Annotated in this window: 15 protein-coding genes and 1 rRNA gene; 9 read left to right on the forward strand and 7 right to left on the reverse strand. The window is 53.6% G+C overall.

The genetic code is table 11. The features are described from left to right. Positions 1–23: 23 nt before the first annotated feature. Positions 24–2,201 carry a fatty acid oxidation complex subunit alpha FadB gene (fadB, locus tag ELY25_RS04625; RefSeq protein WP_126950105.1) on the reverse strand — a complete coding sequence of 726 codons (2,178 nt, stop codon included), beginning with the start codon at positions 2,199–2,201 and terminating at the stop codon, positions 24–26. Between the two features lie 272 nt (positions 2,202–2,473). On the opposite strand from fadB, the gene ELY25_RS04630 reads away from it, so the two are divergent. After that, a complete protein-coding gene (locus ELY25_RS04630; RefSeq protein WP_126950106.1) occupies positions 2,474–3,628 on the forward strand; it encodes a DUF5924 family protein in 1,155 nt (384 codons plus the stop codon). 75 nt (positions 3,629–3,703) lie between these two features. Then, positions 3,704–4,156, forward strand: a complete 453-nt coding sequence (gene slyA / locus ELY25_RS04635) for a transcriptional regulator SlyA (RefSeq protein WP_126950107.1) — start codon at positions 3,704–3,706, stop codon at positions 4,154–4,156. A gap of 19 nt (positions 4,157–4,175) precedes the next feature. Here slyA and ELY25_RS04640 read toward each other — a convergent pair whose 3' ends face one another. Continuing rightward, positions 4,176–4,736, reverse strand: coding sequence for a preprotein translocase subunit YajC (locus tag ELY25_RS04640; protein ID WP_126950108.1), 561 nt, complete (start codon positions 4,734–4,736; stop codon positions 4,176–4,178). Positions 4,737–4,882: 146 nt separating this feature from the next. Here ELY25_RS04640 and ELY25_RS04645 point away from each other — a divergent pair, with 146 nt between their 5' ends. Further along, positions 4,883–5,335: a universal stress protein gene (locus tag ELY25_RS04645; RefSeq protein ID WP_126950109.1), complete on the forward strand. Its 453-nt coding sequence runs from the start codon at positions 4,883–4,885 to the stop codon at positions 5,333–5,335. A gap of 66 nt (positions 5,336–5,401) precedes the next feature. On the opposite strand, the gene ELY25_RS04650 is transcribed toward ELY25_RS04645, so the two are convergent. Continuing rightward, positions 5,402–7,321 carry an ATP-binding cassette domain-containing protein gene (locus ELY25_RS04650; protein ID WP_126950110.1) on the reverse strand — a complete coding sequence of 640 codons (1,920 nt, stop codon included), beginning with the start codon at positions 7,319–7,321 and terminating at the stop codon, positions 5,402–5,404. Between the two features lie 145 nt (positions 7,322–7,466). Here ELY25_RS04650 and ELY25_RS04655 point away from each other — a divergent pair, with 145 nt between their 5' ends. Beyond that, positions 7,467–8,318 carry a TatD family hydrolase gene (locus ELY25_RS04655; protein WP_126950111.1) on the forward strand — a complete coding sequence of 284 codons (852 nt, stop codon included), beginning with the start codon at positions 7,467–7,469 and terminating at the stop codon, positions 8,316–8,318. A gap of 13 nt (positions 8,319–8,331) precedes the next feature. After that, a complete protein-coding gene (locus tag ELY25_RS04660; RefSeq protein WP_018917523.1) occupies positions 8,332–8,811 on the forward strand; it encodes a hypothetical protein in 480 nt (159 codons plus the stop codon). Here the strand turns inward: ELY25_RS04660 and ELY25_RS04665 are convergent. Further along, positions 8,808–9,392 (reverse strand): elongation factor P hydroxylase, encoded by a 585-nt coding sequence (locus ELY25_RS04665; protein WP_126950112.1) that lies wholly within the window; start codon positions 9,390–9,392, stop codon positions 8,808–8,810. The genes ELY25_RS04660 and ELY25_RS04665 overlap by 4 nt on opposite strands. A 124-nt stretch (positions 9,393–9,516) precedes the next feature. Here ELY25_RS04665 and ELY25_RS04670 point away from each other — a divergent pair, with 124 nt between their 5' ends. From ELY25_RS04670 to ELY25_RS04680, 3 genes are all read left to right on the forward strand, one after another. Beyond that, a complete protein-coding gene (locus tag ELY25_RS04670) occupies positions 9,517–10,950 on the forward strand; it encodes an MATE family efflux transporter (protein WP_422822367.1) in 1,434 nt (477 codons plus the stop codon). A 3-nt stretch (positions 10,951–10,953) separates the two neighbouring features. After that, the gene (locus ELY25_RS04675) at positions 10,954–11,955 is read left to right on the forward strand and encodes a DUF3080 family protein (RefSeq protein WP_236995645.1); all 1,002 of its coding nucleotides are present in this window, start codon (positions 10,954–10,956) and stop codon (positions 11,953–11,955) included. A 112-nt stretch (positions 11,956–12,067) separates the two neighbouring features. Further along, a complete protein-coding gene (locus ELY25_RS04680) occupies positions 12,068–12,763 on the forward strand; it encodes a hypothetical protein (protein WP_126950114.1) in 696 nt (231 codons plus the stop codon). A 91-nt stretch (positions 12,764–12,854) separates the two neighbouring features. Here the strand turns inward: ELY25_RS04680 and tusA are convergent, their stop codons facing one another. After that, on the reverse strand, positions 12,855–13,106 hold the full coding sequence (gene tusA, locus ELY25_RS04685; protein WP_126950115.1) for a sulfurtransferase TusA: 252 nt from the start codon (positions 13,104–13,106) through the stop codon (positions 12,855–12,857). A gap of 29 nt (positions 13,107–13,135) precedes the next feature. Here tusA and ELY25_RS04690 point away from each other — a divergent pair, with 29 nt between their 5' ends. After that, complete coding sequence (locus tag ELY25_RS04690; RefSeq protein ID WP_126950116.1) at positions 13,136–13,423, forward strand: antibiotic biosynthesis monooxygenase family protein; 288 nt, start codon at positions 13,136–13,138, stop codon at positions 13,421–13,423. A 4-nt stretch (positions 13,424–13,427) separates the two neighbouring features. On the opposite strand, the gene rlmM is transcribed toward ELY25_RS04690, so the two are convergent. Continuing rightward, positions 13,428–14,498, reverse strand: coding sequence for a 23S rRNA (cytidine(2498)-2'-O)-methyltransferase RlmM (rlmM, locus tag ELY25_RS04695; RefSeq protein ID WP_126950117.1), 1,071 nt, complete (start codon positions 14,496–14,498; stop codon positions 13,428–13,430). A gap of 148 nt (positions 14,499–14,646) precedes the next feature. Further along, positions 14,647–14,762, reverse strand: a 5S ribosomal RNA gene (gene rrf / locus ELY25_RS04700). Positions 14,763–14,769: the final 7 nt, after the last annotated feature.

The raw sequence follows: 14,769 nt of genomic DNA on the forward strand, positions 1-14,769 counted from the left end.
GTATTGCTCCTGTTCGCGGTGATTTAGACCTGGGCAGAGGCGGTATAGAACTGTTCGTTATTCTGAGCCATCTGGCGCAGTTTCTCGGTAGGCGCATAAAGCGGGCCAAGCTCTTCTGCCAGACCATCTGCCAGCTTGACGAATTCAGTAACGCCCATGGCATCAATGTAGCGCAGCGCACCTCCCCGGAAGGGCGGAAAACCGATGCCATAAATCAGCGCCATATCGGCTTCGGCAGGCGTATCCACGATGTTGTCTTCCAGGCAGCGTACCGTTTCCAGACACAGCGGCACCATCATGCGGGCGATAATGTCCTCGTCAGAAAACTCTTTTTGCTCCTTGGCCACTTCCTTGATCAGCGCGTACGCCTGATCATCGCTGACCTTCTTGGGCTTGCCCTTCTTATCCTCTTCGTAGGCATAGAAGCCCTTATCATTTTTCTGGCCCAGGCGGTCGTTTTCATACATCACCTGAATGGCGGTTTTGCCATCACGCGCCATACGATCCGGGAAGCCTTCCGCCATCACTTCATTGGCGTGAACTGCTGTGTCCATGCCGACCACGTCCAGCAGGTAAGCAGGCCCCATCGGCCAGCCGAACTTCTCCATGACTTTATCAACGCGCTGGAAATCGGCACCCTGCTCTACCAGAAAGCTAAAGCCACCAAAATAGGGGAACAGCACGCGGTTAACCAAGAACCCGGGGCAGTCGTTGACCACAATGGGTGTCTTACCCATTGCCCGCGCATAGGCAACCGTGGCGGCAACCGCTGCATCAGAGGTTTTTTCACCGCGAATAACTTCGACGAGTGGCATACGGTGCACGGGGTTGAAAAAGTGCATGCCGCAGAAGTTTTCCGGACGTTTAAGGTTCTGGGCCAAGCGGTTGATCGAAATAGTCGAGGTATTAGAGGCAAGAATAGTATTTTCACTCACCATGCCTTCGACTTCGGTGAGTACGGCGTCCTTCACCTTGGGATTTTCCACCACGGCTTCGACCACTAGATCAACATTGCCGAAATCACCATAAGAGAGCGTGGGGCGGATATTGGTCAGTTTTTCAGCCATTTGCTCATTGGTAAGCTTTTTGCGCTCGACCTGTTTGGCAAACAGCTTGCGGGCTTCTTTCAGGCCCAGTTCAATGGCCTCATCCTTAATGTCTTTCATCAGGATGGGGGTACCTTTGGAGGCGCTTTGGTAGGCGATACCGCCTCCCATGATACCTGCCCCCAGCACAGCCGTTTGCTTGACCGGCTGGGCCTGTTTTTCGTACTTGCTGGCTTTTTTCTTGACGACCTGATCGTTCATGAACAGGCCGACCAGGTTAAAGGCCACGCTGCTTAGCGCCAGCTTGGCAAAGGCTTTCGCTTCGATTGCCTGGGCGCGGCCACGCTCTTCACCTGCGCCTTTTTGAATAACCTTGATGGCTTCGATCGGCGCGGGATAGTGCGGCCCGGCCTTACCGGCAACGTACCCTTTGGCGGTTTCAAATGCCATCATCTGCTCGATGGCGTTGAGCTTAAGCGGGCCTTTTTTCTCCGCTCGGCGCGCCTGGTAATCAAGCTCTCCGTTAATGGCACGATCCAGAATATCCAGCGCCGCCTCATCAAGCTGTTCGGCGCTAACCACCGCATCCACGGCGCCTACTTTCAAGGCCGCATCGGCACGGTTTTCAGTGCCACCGGCAATCCACTCAACCGCATTGTCAGCGCCGATTAACCGCGGCAAGCGCACGCAGCCACCCCAACCCGGCAGAATACCCAGCTTGGTTTCCGGCAGGCCAATTTTTGCCTTTTCACTCATTACGCGAAAATCGGTGGTCAGCAGCACTTCGCACCCGCCACCCAGCGCCAGGCCATTGATGGCCGAAACCGTCGGGAAAGGAAGATCTTCAATCCCGTTAAAAATATCGTGTACCTTGAGGTTCATCTCTTCCAGGTACGCTTCGCCTTTAGTGAACAGGCTGTGAAATTCGGTGATATCGGCGCCGACGATGAAAGCGTCTTTGCCACTGCCGATAACCAGACCCTGCAGGTCAGTTCCCGCCTGGAGCGCGCCTACCGCTTCTCCTAGCTCGGTGACAACAGCGCTGGACAGCTTATTGACAGACTCACCCTGTAAATCAAAAGTGAGCTGTGCGATGTGATGGCCACCCAAGGTGTCACGACGCTCCACCGTGATGGCGTTGCCTTGATAGATCATCCGTGCTCTCTCCACAAGTTTGGACTGGCGCCCCTGTCAGCAATTTCTCAGCAGGCTCGCCGACATTTCATACGGTCGTTTGATCACGTAAGCTTGGTTGAGTTGCTGAACAACGTCAACCCCTGACTTTCGGCTAATCTTTACGCGCCTATGGCTACTACAGTACGCCTAAAACTCCTTGATTAAGCATCTTTTATGACGATTGCCTAACGGTCGTCGACATTTATAAAAAACCCTAGGATCATGTCTTTTTTATTCATGGGTAAGAATTTATGGGTGCACTGCTGACACCTTCGCGCGTCAAGGCCATTCAACAGTTTGTCGAATGCTGGGTTGAACGGCTCAAGCCTTGGAGCTGGCTATGGCCCCCAATGGCGTTTGCCGCCGGATTGGGTAGCTTTTTTCTGGTGGATCGTCAGCAGTGGCTAGGCGCAGCATTGGCGCTAGGGCTTCTCTTTACCTGGGTTTTGTTACTTTCTGAAAGTTTGATAGGCCGCTGGTTAGCGCGGCGCGGCCACCCCACTCTTCCAAAAGGCATCACAACGTTCATTGCCCAGATGATTCACCAGGAGACGCTGTTTTTTACCCTGCCGTTTATTCTGATTACCACGGTATGGAACAGTGGCCAAACCCTGTTTGCCGTGTGTGTGATTGGCATGGCTTTGCTATCCATCATCGACCCGCTCTATTACAAGGTAGCAGGAAGGTGGCGCAGCCTCTATTTCGCCTTCCATGCGCTGTGCGTGTTTTTGGTGGTTCTGGTAACGCTGCCCATCATGCTGCACCTGACCACCGGGCAGAGCCTGTTTCTGGCCATGGCGACAATGGTGCTCGTGGCAACGCCCAGCTTCTGGCATTTGCTGAAACGCCGCTCATTAAAGCGCTGGTGTGTCTTTTTGGGATTAACCCTGATGCTGGCCTATGCGGCCTGGTTAGGCCGTATTTGGGTGCCACCGGCAAGCCTGTGGATGACCAGCACTGCACTTTCACCTTCACTTAATATTCAACAGCGAGAGCCCCAAGGGACCATTGCGCTGACCCCACAAGCCATTCGTGAAAACGGCCTTTATGTGTATACCGCGATTCGTGCCCCGCGTGGGTTAAGTGAAACCATCTACCATGCATGGCGGCATAACGAACAACCGATGGATACCGTCAAGCTGGATATCAGTGGTGGACGTGAGCAGGGTTACCGAGCTTGGAGCCACAAGCTTAACTTCCCTGCTGACCCTACTGGAAATTGGCGCGTGGACATCATGACTGATAGCGGCCAACGCCTGGGGCTTATTCGCTTTACGGTATCGGAAGACCCTCAAAAAGCCACAATAGCCGATAGCACCATTCGCCCCAGCGGGCTAAGCGGGATCGATTTACGCCGTTTTGTGCCGGATGGCCGTAACAGCACTGATGAACAAGAGCGCGACTAATGCGCCCTATGTCTTGCAATCAACGCCATAGCTAATGACAATTCACGTACTTCCCCTTTTAGCAGCGAGTTGCCCATGGCTTCATCGATTGGTTTTCGTTTAGCACGCCTGCCGCATTTGTGGCGCTCAATTCTGGACCGAAGGCTGGCCCCACTGGGGCTTACTCAAACCCGCTGGGTCACGCTTTATCACATCTGGCGTCTGGGCGAAGGTCATCCGCAGTGCGACTTGGCCCGAGTGATTGGCGTAGAAGCGCCTTCGCTTGTGCGCACGCTTGGCCAGCTTGAAGAACAGGGCTTGGTTGAGCGTCGCGCCTGCGATAATGACCGCCGCAGTAAACGTATTTACCTGATGCCTGCGGCCATGCCGCTTCTTGAGAAAATTGATAGCGTTGCCCAGGAAGCACGTGCCGAGATGTTTGCAGGCCTCAGTCCCGAAAATATTGAGCAATTGGACGAATGGTTATCCTTGATTGAATCCAATGGGCTTGCCATTCAAGCCCGGGACCAGGAAACGCCGGTCGAATAACCGGCTGGCTGAACACGGTTTAACGCTCACCTGCCTGATTGGGTGACGAAACGTCTCCTTTCTTCGAACTAGTCGATGTTTTGATCGATTGATCAGCTAACCCACCCAGCGTGCTACGCAGTTGATTGAAAGCTGCTGCGTAGACGCTAAAGCGCTCAGCCGTTTGCGATTCCCACCACCATAACGTCAATCCGTTTGGCGTTGACTCTACCACCAGCGCATCCTGAGGCAGTCGCTCCAAAAGCTCTTGCAACATTTGTGCGGCTGACTCGGGCAGTGGCCTAAGCGGTGCAATACGCCAGCGCCAGCCAGCACAGTAGGTATCCAAGGCACTGCTTGCATGGCTATCACGTACTAACAGGAAATCTGGGCCTGGGGCTTCTTGAGGGTAATACCATCGGTAGGCCGGCATGGTGCCCTTGAAATGGTGCAGCGGTGGCTTTTCGAGCTTCACGCTCGCGCCTTCATCGGCGGCTCTGGCGCGCAGAGTTCCTTGACGCTTCTGGCGCGGGCTGGGTTTTAACCACATGACCGGCGCCATGACGAACATCAAGACGAAGCCAATAATTAACCATTCCATTGCTAGTTCAACCTCACTTAAGCCACACTAAACAGGTAATTCGTAAAACCATGACGTAGATCGTTGTGAATACAAGATACGCCACCTAAAGTAATAATTATTAAACAAGAAGTTTCTCTTGTTACTCACTGCTGAGGAGACATGTCATGAGCTACCACCATATTCTGGTCGCCGTTGACCTCACCAAGGACTCACACAAGATTCTGGAGCGTGCCATTGCTATTGCTGAGCGTAATAACGGTGCCAAGATTTCGATCATGCATACCCTTGAGCCGCTTGGCTTTGCCTACGGCGGGGATATCCCGATGGACCTTACCAGCATCCAGGACCAGCTTGATGATCACGCCAAGTCGCGCCTAGCTGAAATTGCAGCCCCTCATATAGCCCTTGCAGATCAGCATGTTGTGGTCGGTATGCCAGATACTGAAATCCATCGCTTTGCCAGCGAACATAACGTTGATTTAATCGTGGTGGGCTCGCATGGCCGCCATGGGTTTGCTCTGCTTTTGGGTTCTACTTCCACTGGCGTATTACACGGTGCCCAGTGCGATGTGCTGGCGGTTCGGGTGGGCAATAAAGGCGAAAAAAGCGTTGAGTAACCGCTTTACGCACTGATAACTCTTACTAAACAAGGCGCCTGATGGCGCCTTGTTTGCATTTTGCTCTCAATCACCCGCAGCCATGGCTTCAAGTTCCATCCAGCGCTCCATAGTGGCTTCCAGCGTGTGTTGAACGCCTTCTAACGCCTGCAGTTTGGCCGTCACCGTCGAGGTGTCTTGCTGATAAAAAGCTGGATCGCCAATCTCCTGCTCAAGCGCTTCTACTTCGCTTTCCAGACGCTCAATTTCACCGGGTAGTGCATCCAGCTCGCGCTGCAATTTATAAGACAGCTTGGCCGTCTTTTTAACCGGCATGGCCGCGGGTGTTTCGGCTACCTGCTTGGGCGCCTGCGAAGTGGGTTCGGTTTTCTGCCTTGCCGCCCCTTCCCAAGGCGCCGGTGGAAGCGTACCCCCTTGACGAATCCAATCGGTATAGCCGCCTACATACTCCCGTACCTTACCTTCACCTTCAAAGGCCAGCATGCTGGTCACTACGTTATCCATGAAGGTTCGGTCGTGAGAAACCAGCAGCAGCGTGCCGTCAAAGTCGAGCAGCAGCTCTTCAAGCAGCTCCAGGGTTTCCATATCCAGATCGTTGGTCGGCTCATCGAGTACCAACACATTGGCCGGCTGGGTAAACAGCTTGGCCAACAGCAAACGATTGGACTCACCACCCGAGAGCGCTTTCACCGGCTGTCGCACACGTTCAGGGGTAAACAGGAAGTCTTGCAGGTAGCTCATCACATGGCGGTCCTTGCCGCCAACGCTTACCCGGTCGCTGCCCTGAGCCACGTTGTCATAAACCGTTTTTTCCAGCTCCAGTCCGGCACGAAGCTGGTCGAAGTAGGCCACTTTGAGGTTGGTGCCCAGCTGTACGCCACCTTCGGTTGGCTCAAGTTGGCCAAGCAAAATTTTCAATAGCGTCGTCTTGCCCGCCCCGTTACGCCCCAAAAAGCCGATACGATCACCCCGCATGACTTCAAGGTTGACGTTGTCCAGAATCACGTCATTGCCAAACCGCTGGGTAACTCCTTTAAGTTCAACGACCCGCTTGCCGGTACGCTCACCGCGATCCACCGTCAGGTTAGCTGTGCCTTGGCGCTCGCGTCGCTGGCTGCGCTCGTTACGCATGGCTTCAAGTGCGCGAACGCGGCCCTCATTACGGGTACGCCGCGCCTTGACACCTTGACGTATCCAGGCCTCTTCCTGCGCCAGCTTTTTATCAAACTCGGCGTTCTCCCGCGCTTCGACTTCAAGCTCATGTTGCTTGCGGGCCTGATACTCTTCGTACTTACCGGGATAGCGACCCAGCTGGCCACGATCCAGTTCCAGAATATTGGTCGCCAGCTTGGATAGAAATGCTCGGTCGTGGGTAATCAGCAGCACCGCGCCGTTAAACGCCAACAGCTGTTCTTCAAGCCAGGCAATCGTGTCTAGATCCAGGTGGTTGGTCGGCTCATCGAGCAATAACAAATCCGGCTCGGAGACTAATGCGCGAGCCAACGCCACACGACGACGCCAGCCACCGGAAAGTGAGTTCATCTCAGCGGCGGGCGGCAAACCAAGGCGAGTAAGCACTGTGTCGATACGCTGATGAAACGACCAGCCATCGATAGCTTCCAGCCGCGTTTGCAGGGTTGCCATGCGGTCCATGTCGGGGTCGGGATCATTGATCAAATGATCGTATTCTGAGAGCAGCTCGCCTGCCTCCGGCAACCCCTGGGCCACCATATCAAAAATCGTCATGCCCGATGATTCAGGCAGTTCCTGCGCCAAGACACCGATTTTCAGACCCGGTGCACGCCAAATGGAGCCGTCATCAGGGAGGATATCCCCAGCTACCAGTTTCAGCAGGGTGGACTTGCCGGTGCCGTTGCGCCCGACCAGCGCCAGCCGCTCGCCTTTTTCAACTGTCAGGTCAGCGCGATTGAGCAGTACATGGGTGCCGTAGGCGAGTTGCAGCTGTTCGAGTCGTAACAGGGTCACGCGGTGTCCTCCTTAATCGTGAGGCGCACAGTGTAACGCATGCGCCCTCTAACCGTATGATCCTTTCATATCTACACCGCTTGTTAGTAGCTGCTTGCGCTTGGCGGTACAATAGCGTTTTGCCATTCCGATTAAGGGGTGATGTTTGGCTTCATCAACTGCTGATAACGTTTTACCTGAAGCGCTTCAGTTTCATTCGGCCTCGCCGCTGGTGGATATTGGCGCTAATTTGACGCACGAAAGCTTTGATCGCGATCTTGGTGATGTCATTACGCGCGCTCAGGCCGCACAGGTCAAAACACTGATCGTGACCGGCACGGACTTGGCCCATGCCGAGCAGGCGGTAAACCTTGCAAAGCAATACCCAGGCTTGTATGCAACGGCGGGCGTTCATCCGCACGATGCAAGCGGCTGGAATGCCGAACTGGCGCTCAAGATGAAGGCACTGCATGCGTTACCCCAGGTCGTTGCCGTGGGCGAGTGCGGGCTGGATTTTAATCGCAACTTTTCCACGCCAGCCGAGCAGGAGCATGCGTTTGAAGCGCAGCTGGCGCTGGCCGTGGAAAGTGGTCTGCCGCTTTTTTTACACGAGCGTGATGCAGGCGTGCGAATGCGCGAGATACTCACCGTCTGGCGCGATGATATTAGCGACGCTGTCGTGCACTGTTTTACCGCTGACCGCGATACGCTGCACGGCTATCTTGATCTGGATATGCATATTGGCCTGACCGGCTGGATTTGCGACGAGCGTCGCGGCCATCATTTGCGCCCATTGGTTAAAGATATTCCGCTGGAGCGGTTGATGGTGGAAACCGACTGCCCTTACCTGCTGCCACGCAACCTGCCAGCTAAGCTAAAGGGGCGCCGCCATGAGCCAGCACTTCTACCGTGGATCGTAAAAGAAATTGCCCAGTGGCGCGGCATCAGCGAAGCTGAACTAGGCAGTGCCACGACACGAACTGCACAGCGTTTTTTCCGCCTGCCCACAGAATCTTGAAAGGAGTACGAGCGTGGCTGATTACCCAGGATTTATTGCCATTGAAACGGGCGAAGACGACGGCCTTCCCCTCGCCATTGCTTGGTCACTGCCCGATGGGCGCGTAAAGGAAACCTTGATTCAACCAGACGACAGCTGGATCAAGGAAGATACCAATGCCATGGGCGCTTATAGCATCGAGGAGCTTGAGAGCCTGGGTGTTAGCCCTCTTGAGGTAATTCGCGAGCTCGAGAACGACCACTTTTCGGCAACGCTTTACACAAGTGATAACGGCGATGAAGAAGCCGCACTTGCAAGGCTGTTTGATACTTATGGGCTGGACCCATTTGTCGAGCTAGCCCCTGCCCCGGTGCTCTACCCTTCTCTTGAGCCGGGCGAATGGCATCGCCAGCGACGCGAGACCTTCAGCGAGCTGGGCCTGGAACCCATGCGCCCAGAGCATGAGCTTGAAGTCATGCTTTCCTTGCACCAGCGTTTGACCGATACGGATTAAGCATTAACAGCCACAGGCGCTTGCTCCAAGACCGTCTGGCCTTGGGCAATCGCAGCGGCAAGTGACTCTTTACGCTGATAAAACGACGTCAACGCCACGTAAAGGGCGTTGGCGCGCGTGGGCAGGCCTTCTCGCAAATAACGCTGCTTGCGAGCGTTTACCTTCTCGGCAAATGCGGCACGATCCACTTCAACATCGCCCCCCAGGTTGTCCACGCTGACATGAAAGGTACGCCCACACGCTTCAGCAAACAGTGATTCCAACGCCTGAGGGGAAATTTCGGCTTGCTCAAAAGCGCTTTGCTCCTGGGCATTGCGCCCATCGGGCAAATACCAGTAGCCATAGTCTTCCAGCTGACGGCGCTTGGTACCTGCAATACACCAGTGGCTGATTTCATGCAGGGCGCTGGCGTAAAACCCCCGCGCAAAGATGATTTGATGATAAGGCGTTTGTTCATCAACAGGCTGATAAAGGGGTTCATCCTTACCGCGCACTAACCGGGTTTGGTAGCGCGGCATAAAAATGCCATCAAAGAGTGCCGTAATGTCTTCAAGCAACCACTTGTCTTGTGTGTGAACCACAATATCCTCGTTATTTAAGCCCTTTTTGCCTAGTATAACGGCCCTCGTTAGGTAGGCTGAAGTCTAAACGGCAAAAACCAGCGAGTCCTGCTAATCTAGCGGCGTTTTACAGCTTACTTTACTGATGGAGAGCCTTTCCTTGGCCCGCTTTGCTAACGACATCAAAACCACTTATTGGCCCGAAACTCGTGCCTTGATTGCCTTGGCGCTGCCCATTTGTGGCGCGCAGCTCGCCCAGGCGGGCATGGGGGTAGTCGATGTCATGATGACGGGACGCTTTAACGCTACGTCGCTGGCAGCGGTATCCGTGGGTACAAGCTTATGGGCACCGCTGATGCTCTTCATGACGGGTACACTCATGGGGCTTACGCCGATTGTGGCGTATCATCTCGGCGGGCAGCGCAACGATGCCATTCGCCCAGCAGTACATCAGGGATTATGGGTAGCTTTAGTACTGGGCATTATCGCCGCGATTCTGCTTAGAACCAGCGTCATGCCCATTTTCGAATTAATGGATGTACCGGCTCAAGTTGCTCAGGATTCAGCGGCCTATCTTTCCGCTGTGGCGTTCGGCATGCCCGGTATTGCGCTTTTTCAGGCATTACGTGCTTTTTCGGATGGCATGAATCATACGCGGCCATCGCTGTGGATCAGTGTCATTGGCCTTCTTGTGAATATTCCAGCTAACTATTTGCTGATTTACGGCGGCGATGGACTGGTTGGCCTGCTGGGCAGCGGCGTGCCTGATAGCCTGCAGCAAATTCCGGCTATGGGCGCCTTTGGCTGCGGTATCGCGACCGCTATCTCCATGTGGACCATGATGTTCACCATGCTCCTGTATACCCGCCGTGGACGTGCTTATAAAAACGTGTCTCTATGGCATCGCTTTACTCCTCCACAGCTGGTAGGCATTAAAGAACTTATCTTTGTGGGTATGCCGATTGGCGTGGCCATTTTTGTTGAGGTTACCCTTTTCACTTTAATCGCCTTATTTATCGCAAGCTTAGGAGAGGTAACCGTAGGGGCTCACCAAATCGCGCTAAGCTACACCTCTATTTTGTTTATGTTGCCGCTTTCATTAAGCATGGCGCTGACAGTTCGCGTAGGTAATACATTGGGCCGGCATCGCCCGTTCCTGGCCCGTCAGGTCGCGTGGAATGGCGTCGTGGTAAGTGTGCTCATTGCGGCCTTCAACAGTCTCTTTTTGTGGATAACGGCAAAGCCGGTGATTGCCCTGTATACCTCGAACTCAGAGATACAGGCGCTCGCGCTTTCCATCGTGGCGTTAGCGGTTATCTTCCAGCTGTCCGATTCGCTTCAGGTAAACCTGGCTGGCGCTCTACGAGGCTATAAGGACACCCGCATCGTGATGGTTATTACCGTACTTTCCTATTGGATCGTGGGTCTGGGCGGCGGGCATTGGCTGGGAACTCATGGCATCAACGGTGTGTCTGAACCGCTCGGGGTTCACGGGTACTGGATCGGTTTGATTGCCGGATTAAGCACTGCAACAGTTCTACTCGGTTGGCGTTTAAAATGGATTAGTCGACAGGAGTAATAGATGCCTTACGCAATGAGGGCGCTGGGTTTGTTTACGCTCAGTACAAGCATGCTGTTAGCTGGCTGCCGAGGAAATAACGCCGAACAGCCCTGGATTGCGTATCATCAGCAGCTGTCAGAAGACTTCTCTTCATCGCTAATTGAGCGCGCCGACATTGAGAATATTGGCGCATTCCCAGAGCAGCGTGAAAGACTTATCCCCGTGGCAGAAACACGCGATGGCATGCTCAATATCTATGCGCTGCGCGAATGTCAGATTACCTCCCTGATTGCCGCGCGCAACAATCAACTGGGCCGTGTTGCCCCGCCCAGCCAGCACTGGCTTTATGAACGCGAGCTGTGGCAGCGTTTGAATGCCTGTTGGAACAGCGGCATTCCGGATAGCCTAAGCCCTGAAAATCGCGAGCGCTTTGAGCAGTTGATGCAGCTGAAAACCGCACAGCTGCCTGCCGTTAGCTGGAACGCGATTTTTGATTCCGAGGAGTGGGTCAAGAGCTTTTCTCGAGCAAGCTACGCCCAGGATTTTCGTCACGTTCCAGATATGGACCAGTCGCTCGCCGCTGCAAACTATTTACAGCAGATGGTAGATGCCCAGTTCAGCCAAGCATGGAAGCAGGACTCTTCTCGCCTGGAAAATCACCTTAAAAATCTTTACAAGCGCCCGCTAACCGCTGAAATACTGCGCACCTTACAGCTGGCTACCCAGCGTTTGAATGAAGCCAGTGGCTACCTAGCCGCCCATGAGGCTGCAGCTGAAACCTGTCTGTCTGCCTGGAATAGTAGCAGCGAGCTTGACGACTTCGAGCATAGCGCCCACAAGTGGCTGACGGTCATAAACAGGTTAATTACCAGCCAGCCTGTTGAACCACCCGAGGCAGTTCGCGCTTACCAAGCGCGTTGGCTTTCACTTGATAGTCAACAGGCCCCATGGCAGCAATTTCTTGAAGCTAAAGCAGCTCATGAAGCACTTAGGCAAGAGCACCCAGCTTGTACAGGCAATTAAAAATTCGCCAACCTCTTAACCTTGCGGGCAACCTGTGCTATTGGTGAACTATGCAGCAGGCATTATTCACTATTTGCCAATGTCATGACCACGCAGCACAAGGAGGGACATTATGGGCACATCCCAGTCACCCCGCTCTGCCCAGGTCATCGACCTGGACGCCATGCGTCAGCGTCAGCAGGCGCAAAAACACTTGGTTCGTTTAGCCCCCGAGCTAGATGGACTCGAAATGGTGTACCGGCTCGCTGCGAGCCCCGATACTTATTACGGTATGCCAATTCTGGCCTGGGGGTTACGAGAAGATGGTAATGTTGTTGGGTTGGTACCGTGGATGGAAACCCTGACCGCTTGTCATGACGTGAATAGCCAGGATAATGGCTATTTTATTGGCTATCGCGACCCGGAAACAGAAGAGATTTTCGACACGCCGCCTGATCATAAATACTATGAGCTAACCGCCGCCGCCGATTACTTTGAGTACGAAGCCTCTGGTGAAGTAACGCTTATTCAACAACTCCCCGATACGCTAGGTACACATGCACTTTGCATGAACCATCCCAACGCGCCTTGGCAGATGAAACCGGTATACGGGTGGCGTTTATATAGCGATGGATCGATTGATGCCCTGCTAGCTGATGAAGAAAAGGCCACAATGACGCCAATTCTACTTGGCGACAAATGTCTTTATAGCGCTCGCTCCTGCCACAAAAGCATATATTTCTTTCAGCGCCATATTGCCAATCGTATTCTGGAAGAAGATCCTGCCACCCTTGAGGCGCTCGCCATGATGGTGGTGCCCAGCGAATGAGTTGCTAGCCACAATACTGGTTTACCAGAATGAAACCTGCGTGAGGCGATACTCTATTAGTCGACTTTAGCCAAACGCAGGCTCTACAACATTAAGCTAAACGTATAAAGTAAACATAGCTGTCGGCTAACTCGCTCTGTTGAATAAGCTCATGCCCCAGGAATTGGCAAAATTTGGGTACATCGCGGGTGGTCGCCGGATCAGTTGCAACGACCTTGAGAACCTGGCCAGAGCGCATATCGCGCACCTTGTTATGCATTAGCATGATGGGCTCAGGGCAATACAGCCCACTAGTATCCAGCAGAGTATCGTGGTGAGGTAAGGCGTCAGTAGTGTCAGCCATTCATATTCTCGGTTTAGGAAATAGATAGCATGATTAAAGTTATCATCGAACGACGTATTATGCCCGGCCTCGAAGATGAGTATGAACTTGCCGCACGCGAAGCGATGCGTATTTCTTTAGGCATCAGAGGCTTCATTGGCGGTGAAACGCTGGTACGGCTTGGGCATACCGATCGTCGCTTGATGATTACCAAATGGCGCGACTTACGCGCCTGGAAAGAGTGGCACGCCAGTGAAGCACGTGCCAGTGCCATGCAACGTATCTTACCGTTATTAACTGAAGACGAAACCATCCAAATCTACGAAGCTGGCTACTGATCTTTTAGTGTGCCAATCTAACGTGTACGGTTACTTCTTCACGATCATGATAAAGATGCCTGCACGTTATTTTGGCGCGCACACCAGCATTTTCAAGCGCATCTTCCAGGCTCGTCAGGCAGCGCATTACTTCATCCCACCGCTTTTTCATGGGCAGCTTCAGATTAAAAATGGCTTCCCGGCACCATTTACGGGTTAGCCAGCGCTCTACCATTGCCAAAACGCGGACGGGCTTGTCTACGATATCGCATACTAACCAATCCAGCCGTTGAGGCGGCTCCCAGGTAAACCCATCTTCTTTTAGATGATCGATCTGGCCGGTCGACATTAACTGCTTATCCATTGGCCCATTATCGATGGCATATACGTACATGCCACGTTGCACCAATTGCCACGTCCAGCCGCCAGGTGCTGCCCCTAGATCTGCCGCCTGCATATGGTCACTCAGGCGATCGTCCCACTCTTCACGCGGAATAAATTCGTGCCATGCCTCTTCAAGCTTAAGCGTAGAACGGCTTGGCGCACGCGTTGGGAAGCGCAACCGGCGAATCCCGTTCAGTAATTCACTACGGTTACCCGGAAAACTCATCCCCAGCTGAACACGATCACCATCGGTCCAGAAGATATGCAACCGCCGCGCACCGGCTTTGCCCCGCAGTGCACCACGTTTCTTCAACATGCTTTGCAGCGGTTTGGTAAGCGCTTTAATCAGCCCAGCCAACGCTTTGCCATCATTGGTATCGGGCGTTTCATGCCAGATTTCTTCAAAGCTCCAACGGCTGGCTTTTACCTGCTCGAGAATCGCGGTAAGACGATCATCTCGCGATAGGGTAAGCGCAGGCAAGGCGGCAAGACTTTGACGGGCAAAAATCAACTTATTGAAGGCCGCTTGCCGATGTAGATCATTAATGGGTTCGTCGTCTGTTCGCATAAGGCTCACCCATCCTTCCCCATAAGCGGGATTGCAGGGCACGTCGTGGCGGTTGGCATGATGCTGCATTTCTGCCAATGCATCATTTTCAAAACCCGGACGGCAGTAGACTAGCCACGACGTAGGTACCGTTTCACTCACCATTTCACCTCATTTGCGCCCAACACATTAAGCCAAAGTCGCCTAATGTACTCATTGGGGACGCATCATAGCATTTATCCAGCGCTATTTAATTTGTTCGTCCAAACAAAAAGCCCCGAACACAGTGTGCTCGGGGCTTTTCTTAATAAGTGCCTGACGATGACCTACTCTCGCATGGGGAGACCCCACACTACCATCGGCGCTAAGCGGTTTCACTACTGAGTTCGGCAAGGGATCAGGTGGTTCACGCTCGCTATGGTCGTCAGGCGTAACT

This window comes from Vreelandella populi, assembly GCF_003989825.1.
Lineage (GTDB): Bacteria > Pseudomonadota > Gammaproteobacteria > Pseudomonadales > Halomonadaceae > Vreelandella > Vreelandella populi.

What these genes read in the sequence shown, in the direction of transcription:
- fadB (WP_126950105.1), bottom strand. Translation starts at nt 2,201, where the DNA reads ATGATCTATCAAGGCAACGCCATCACGGTGGAGCGTCGTGACACCTTG.
- ELY25_RS04630 (WP_126950106.1), top strand. Translation starts at nt 2,474, where the DNA reads ATGGGTGCACTGCTGACACCTTCGCGCGTCAAGGCCATTCAACAGTTT.
- slyA (WP_126950107.1), top strand. Translation starts at nt 3,704, where the DNA reads ATGGCTTCATCGATTGGTTTTCGTTTAGCACGCCTGCCGCATTTGTGG.
- ELY25_RS04640 (WP_126950108.1), bottom strand. Translation starts at nt 4,736, where the DNA reads ATGGAATGGTTAATTATTGGCTTCGTCTTGATGTTCGTCATGGCGCCG.
- ELY25_RS04645 (WP_126950109.1), top strand. Translation starts at nt 4,883, where the DNA reads ATGAGCTACCACCATATTCTGGTCGCCGTTGACCTCACCAAGGACTCA.
- ELY25_RS04670 (WP_422822367.1), top strand. Translation starts at nt 9,517, where the DNA reads ATGGAGAGCCTTTCCTTGGCCCGCTTTGCTAACGACATCAAAACCACT.
- ELY25_RS04675 (WP_236995645.1), top strand. Translation starts at nt 10,954, where the DNA reads ATGCCTTACGCAATGAGGGCGCTGGGTTTGTTTACGCTCAGTACAAGC.
- ELY25_RS04680 (WP_126950114.1), top strand. Translation starts at nt 12,068, where the DNA reads ATGGGCACATCCCAGTCACCCCGCTCTGCCCAGGTCATCGACCTGGAC.
- tusA (WP_126950115.1), bottom strand. Translation starts at nt 13,106, where the DNA reads ATGGCTGACACTACTGACGCCTTACCTCACCACGATACTCTGCTGGAT.
- ELY25_RS04690 (WP_126950116.1), top strand. Translation starts at nt 13,136, where the DNA reads ATGATTAAAGTTATCATCGAACGACGTATTATGCCCGGCCTCGAAGAT.
- rlmM (WP_126950117.1), bottom strand. Translation starts at nt 14,498, where the DNA reads ATGGTGAGTGAAACGGTACCTACGTCGTGGCTAGTCTACTGCCGTCCG.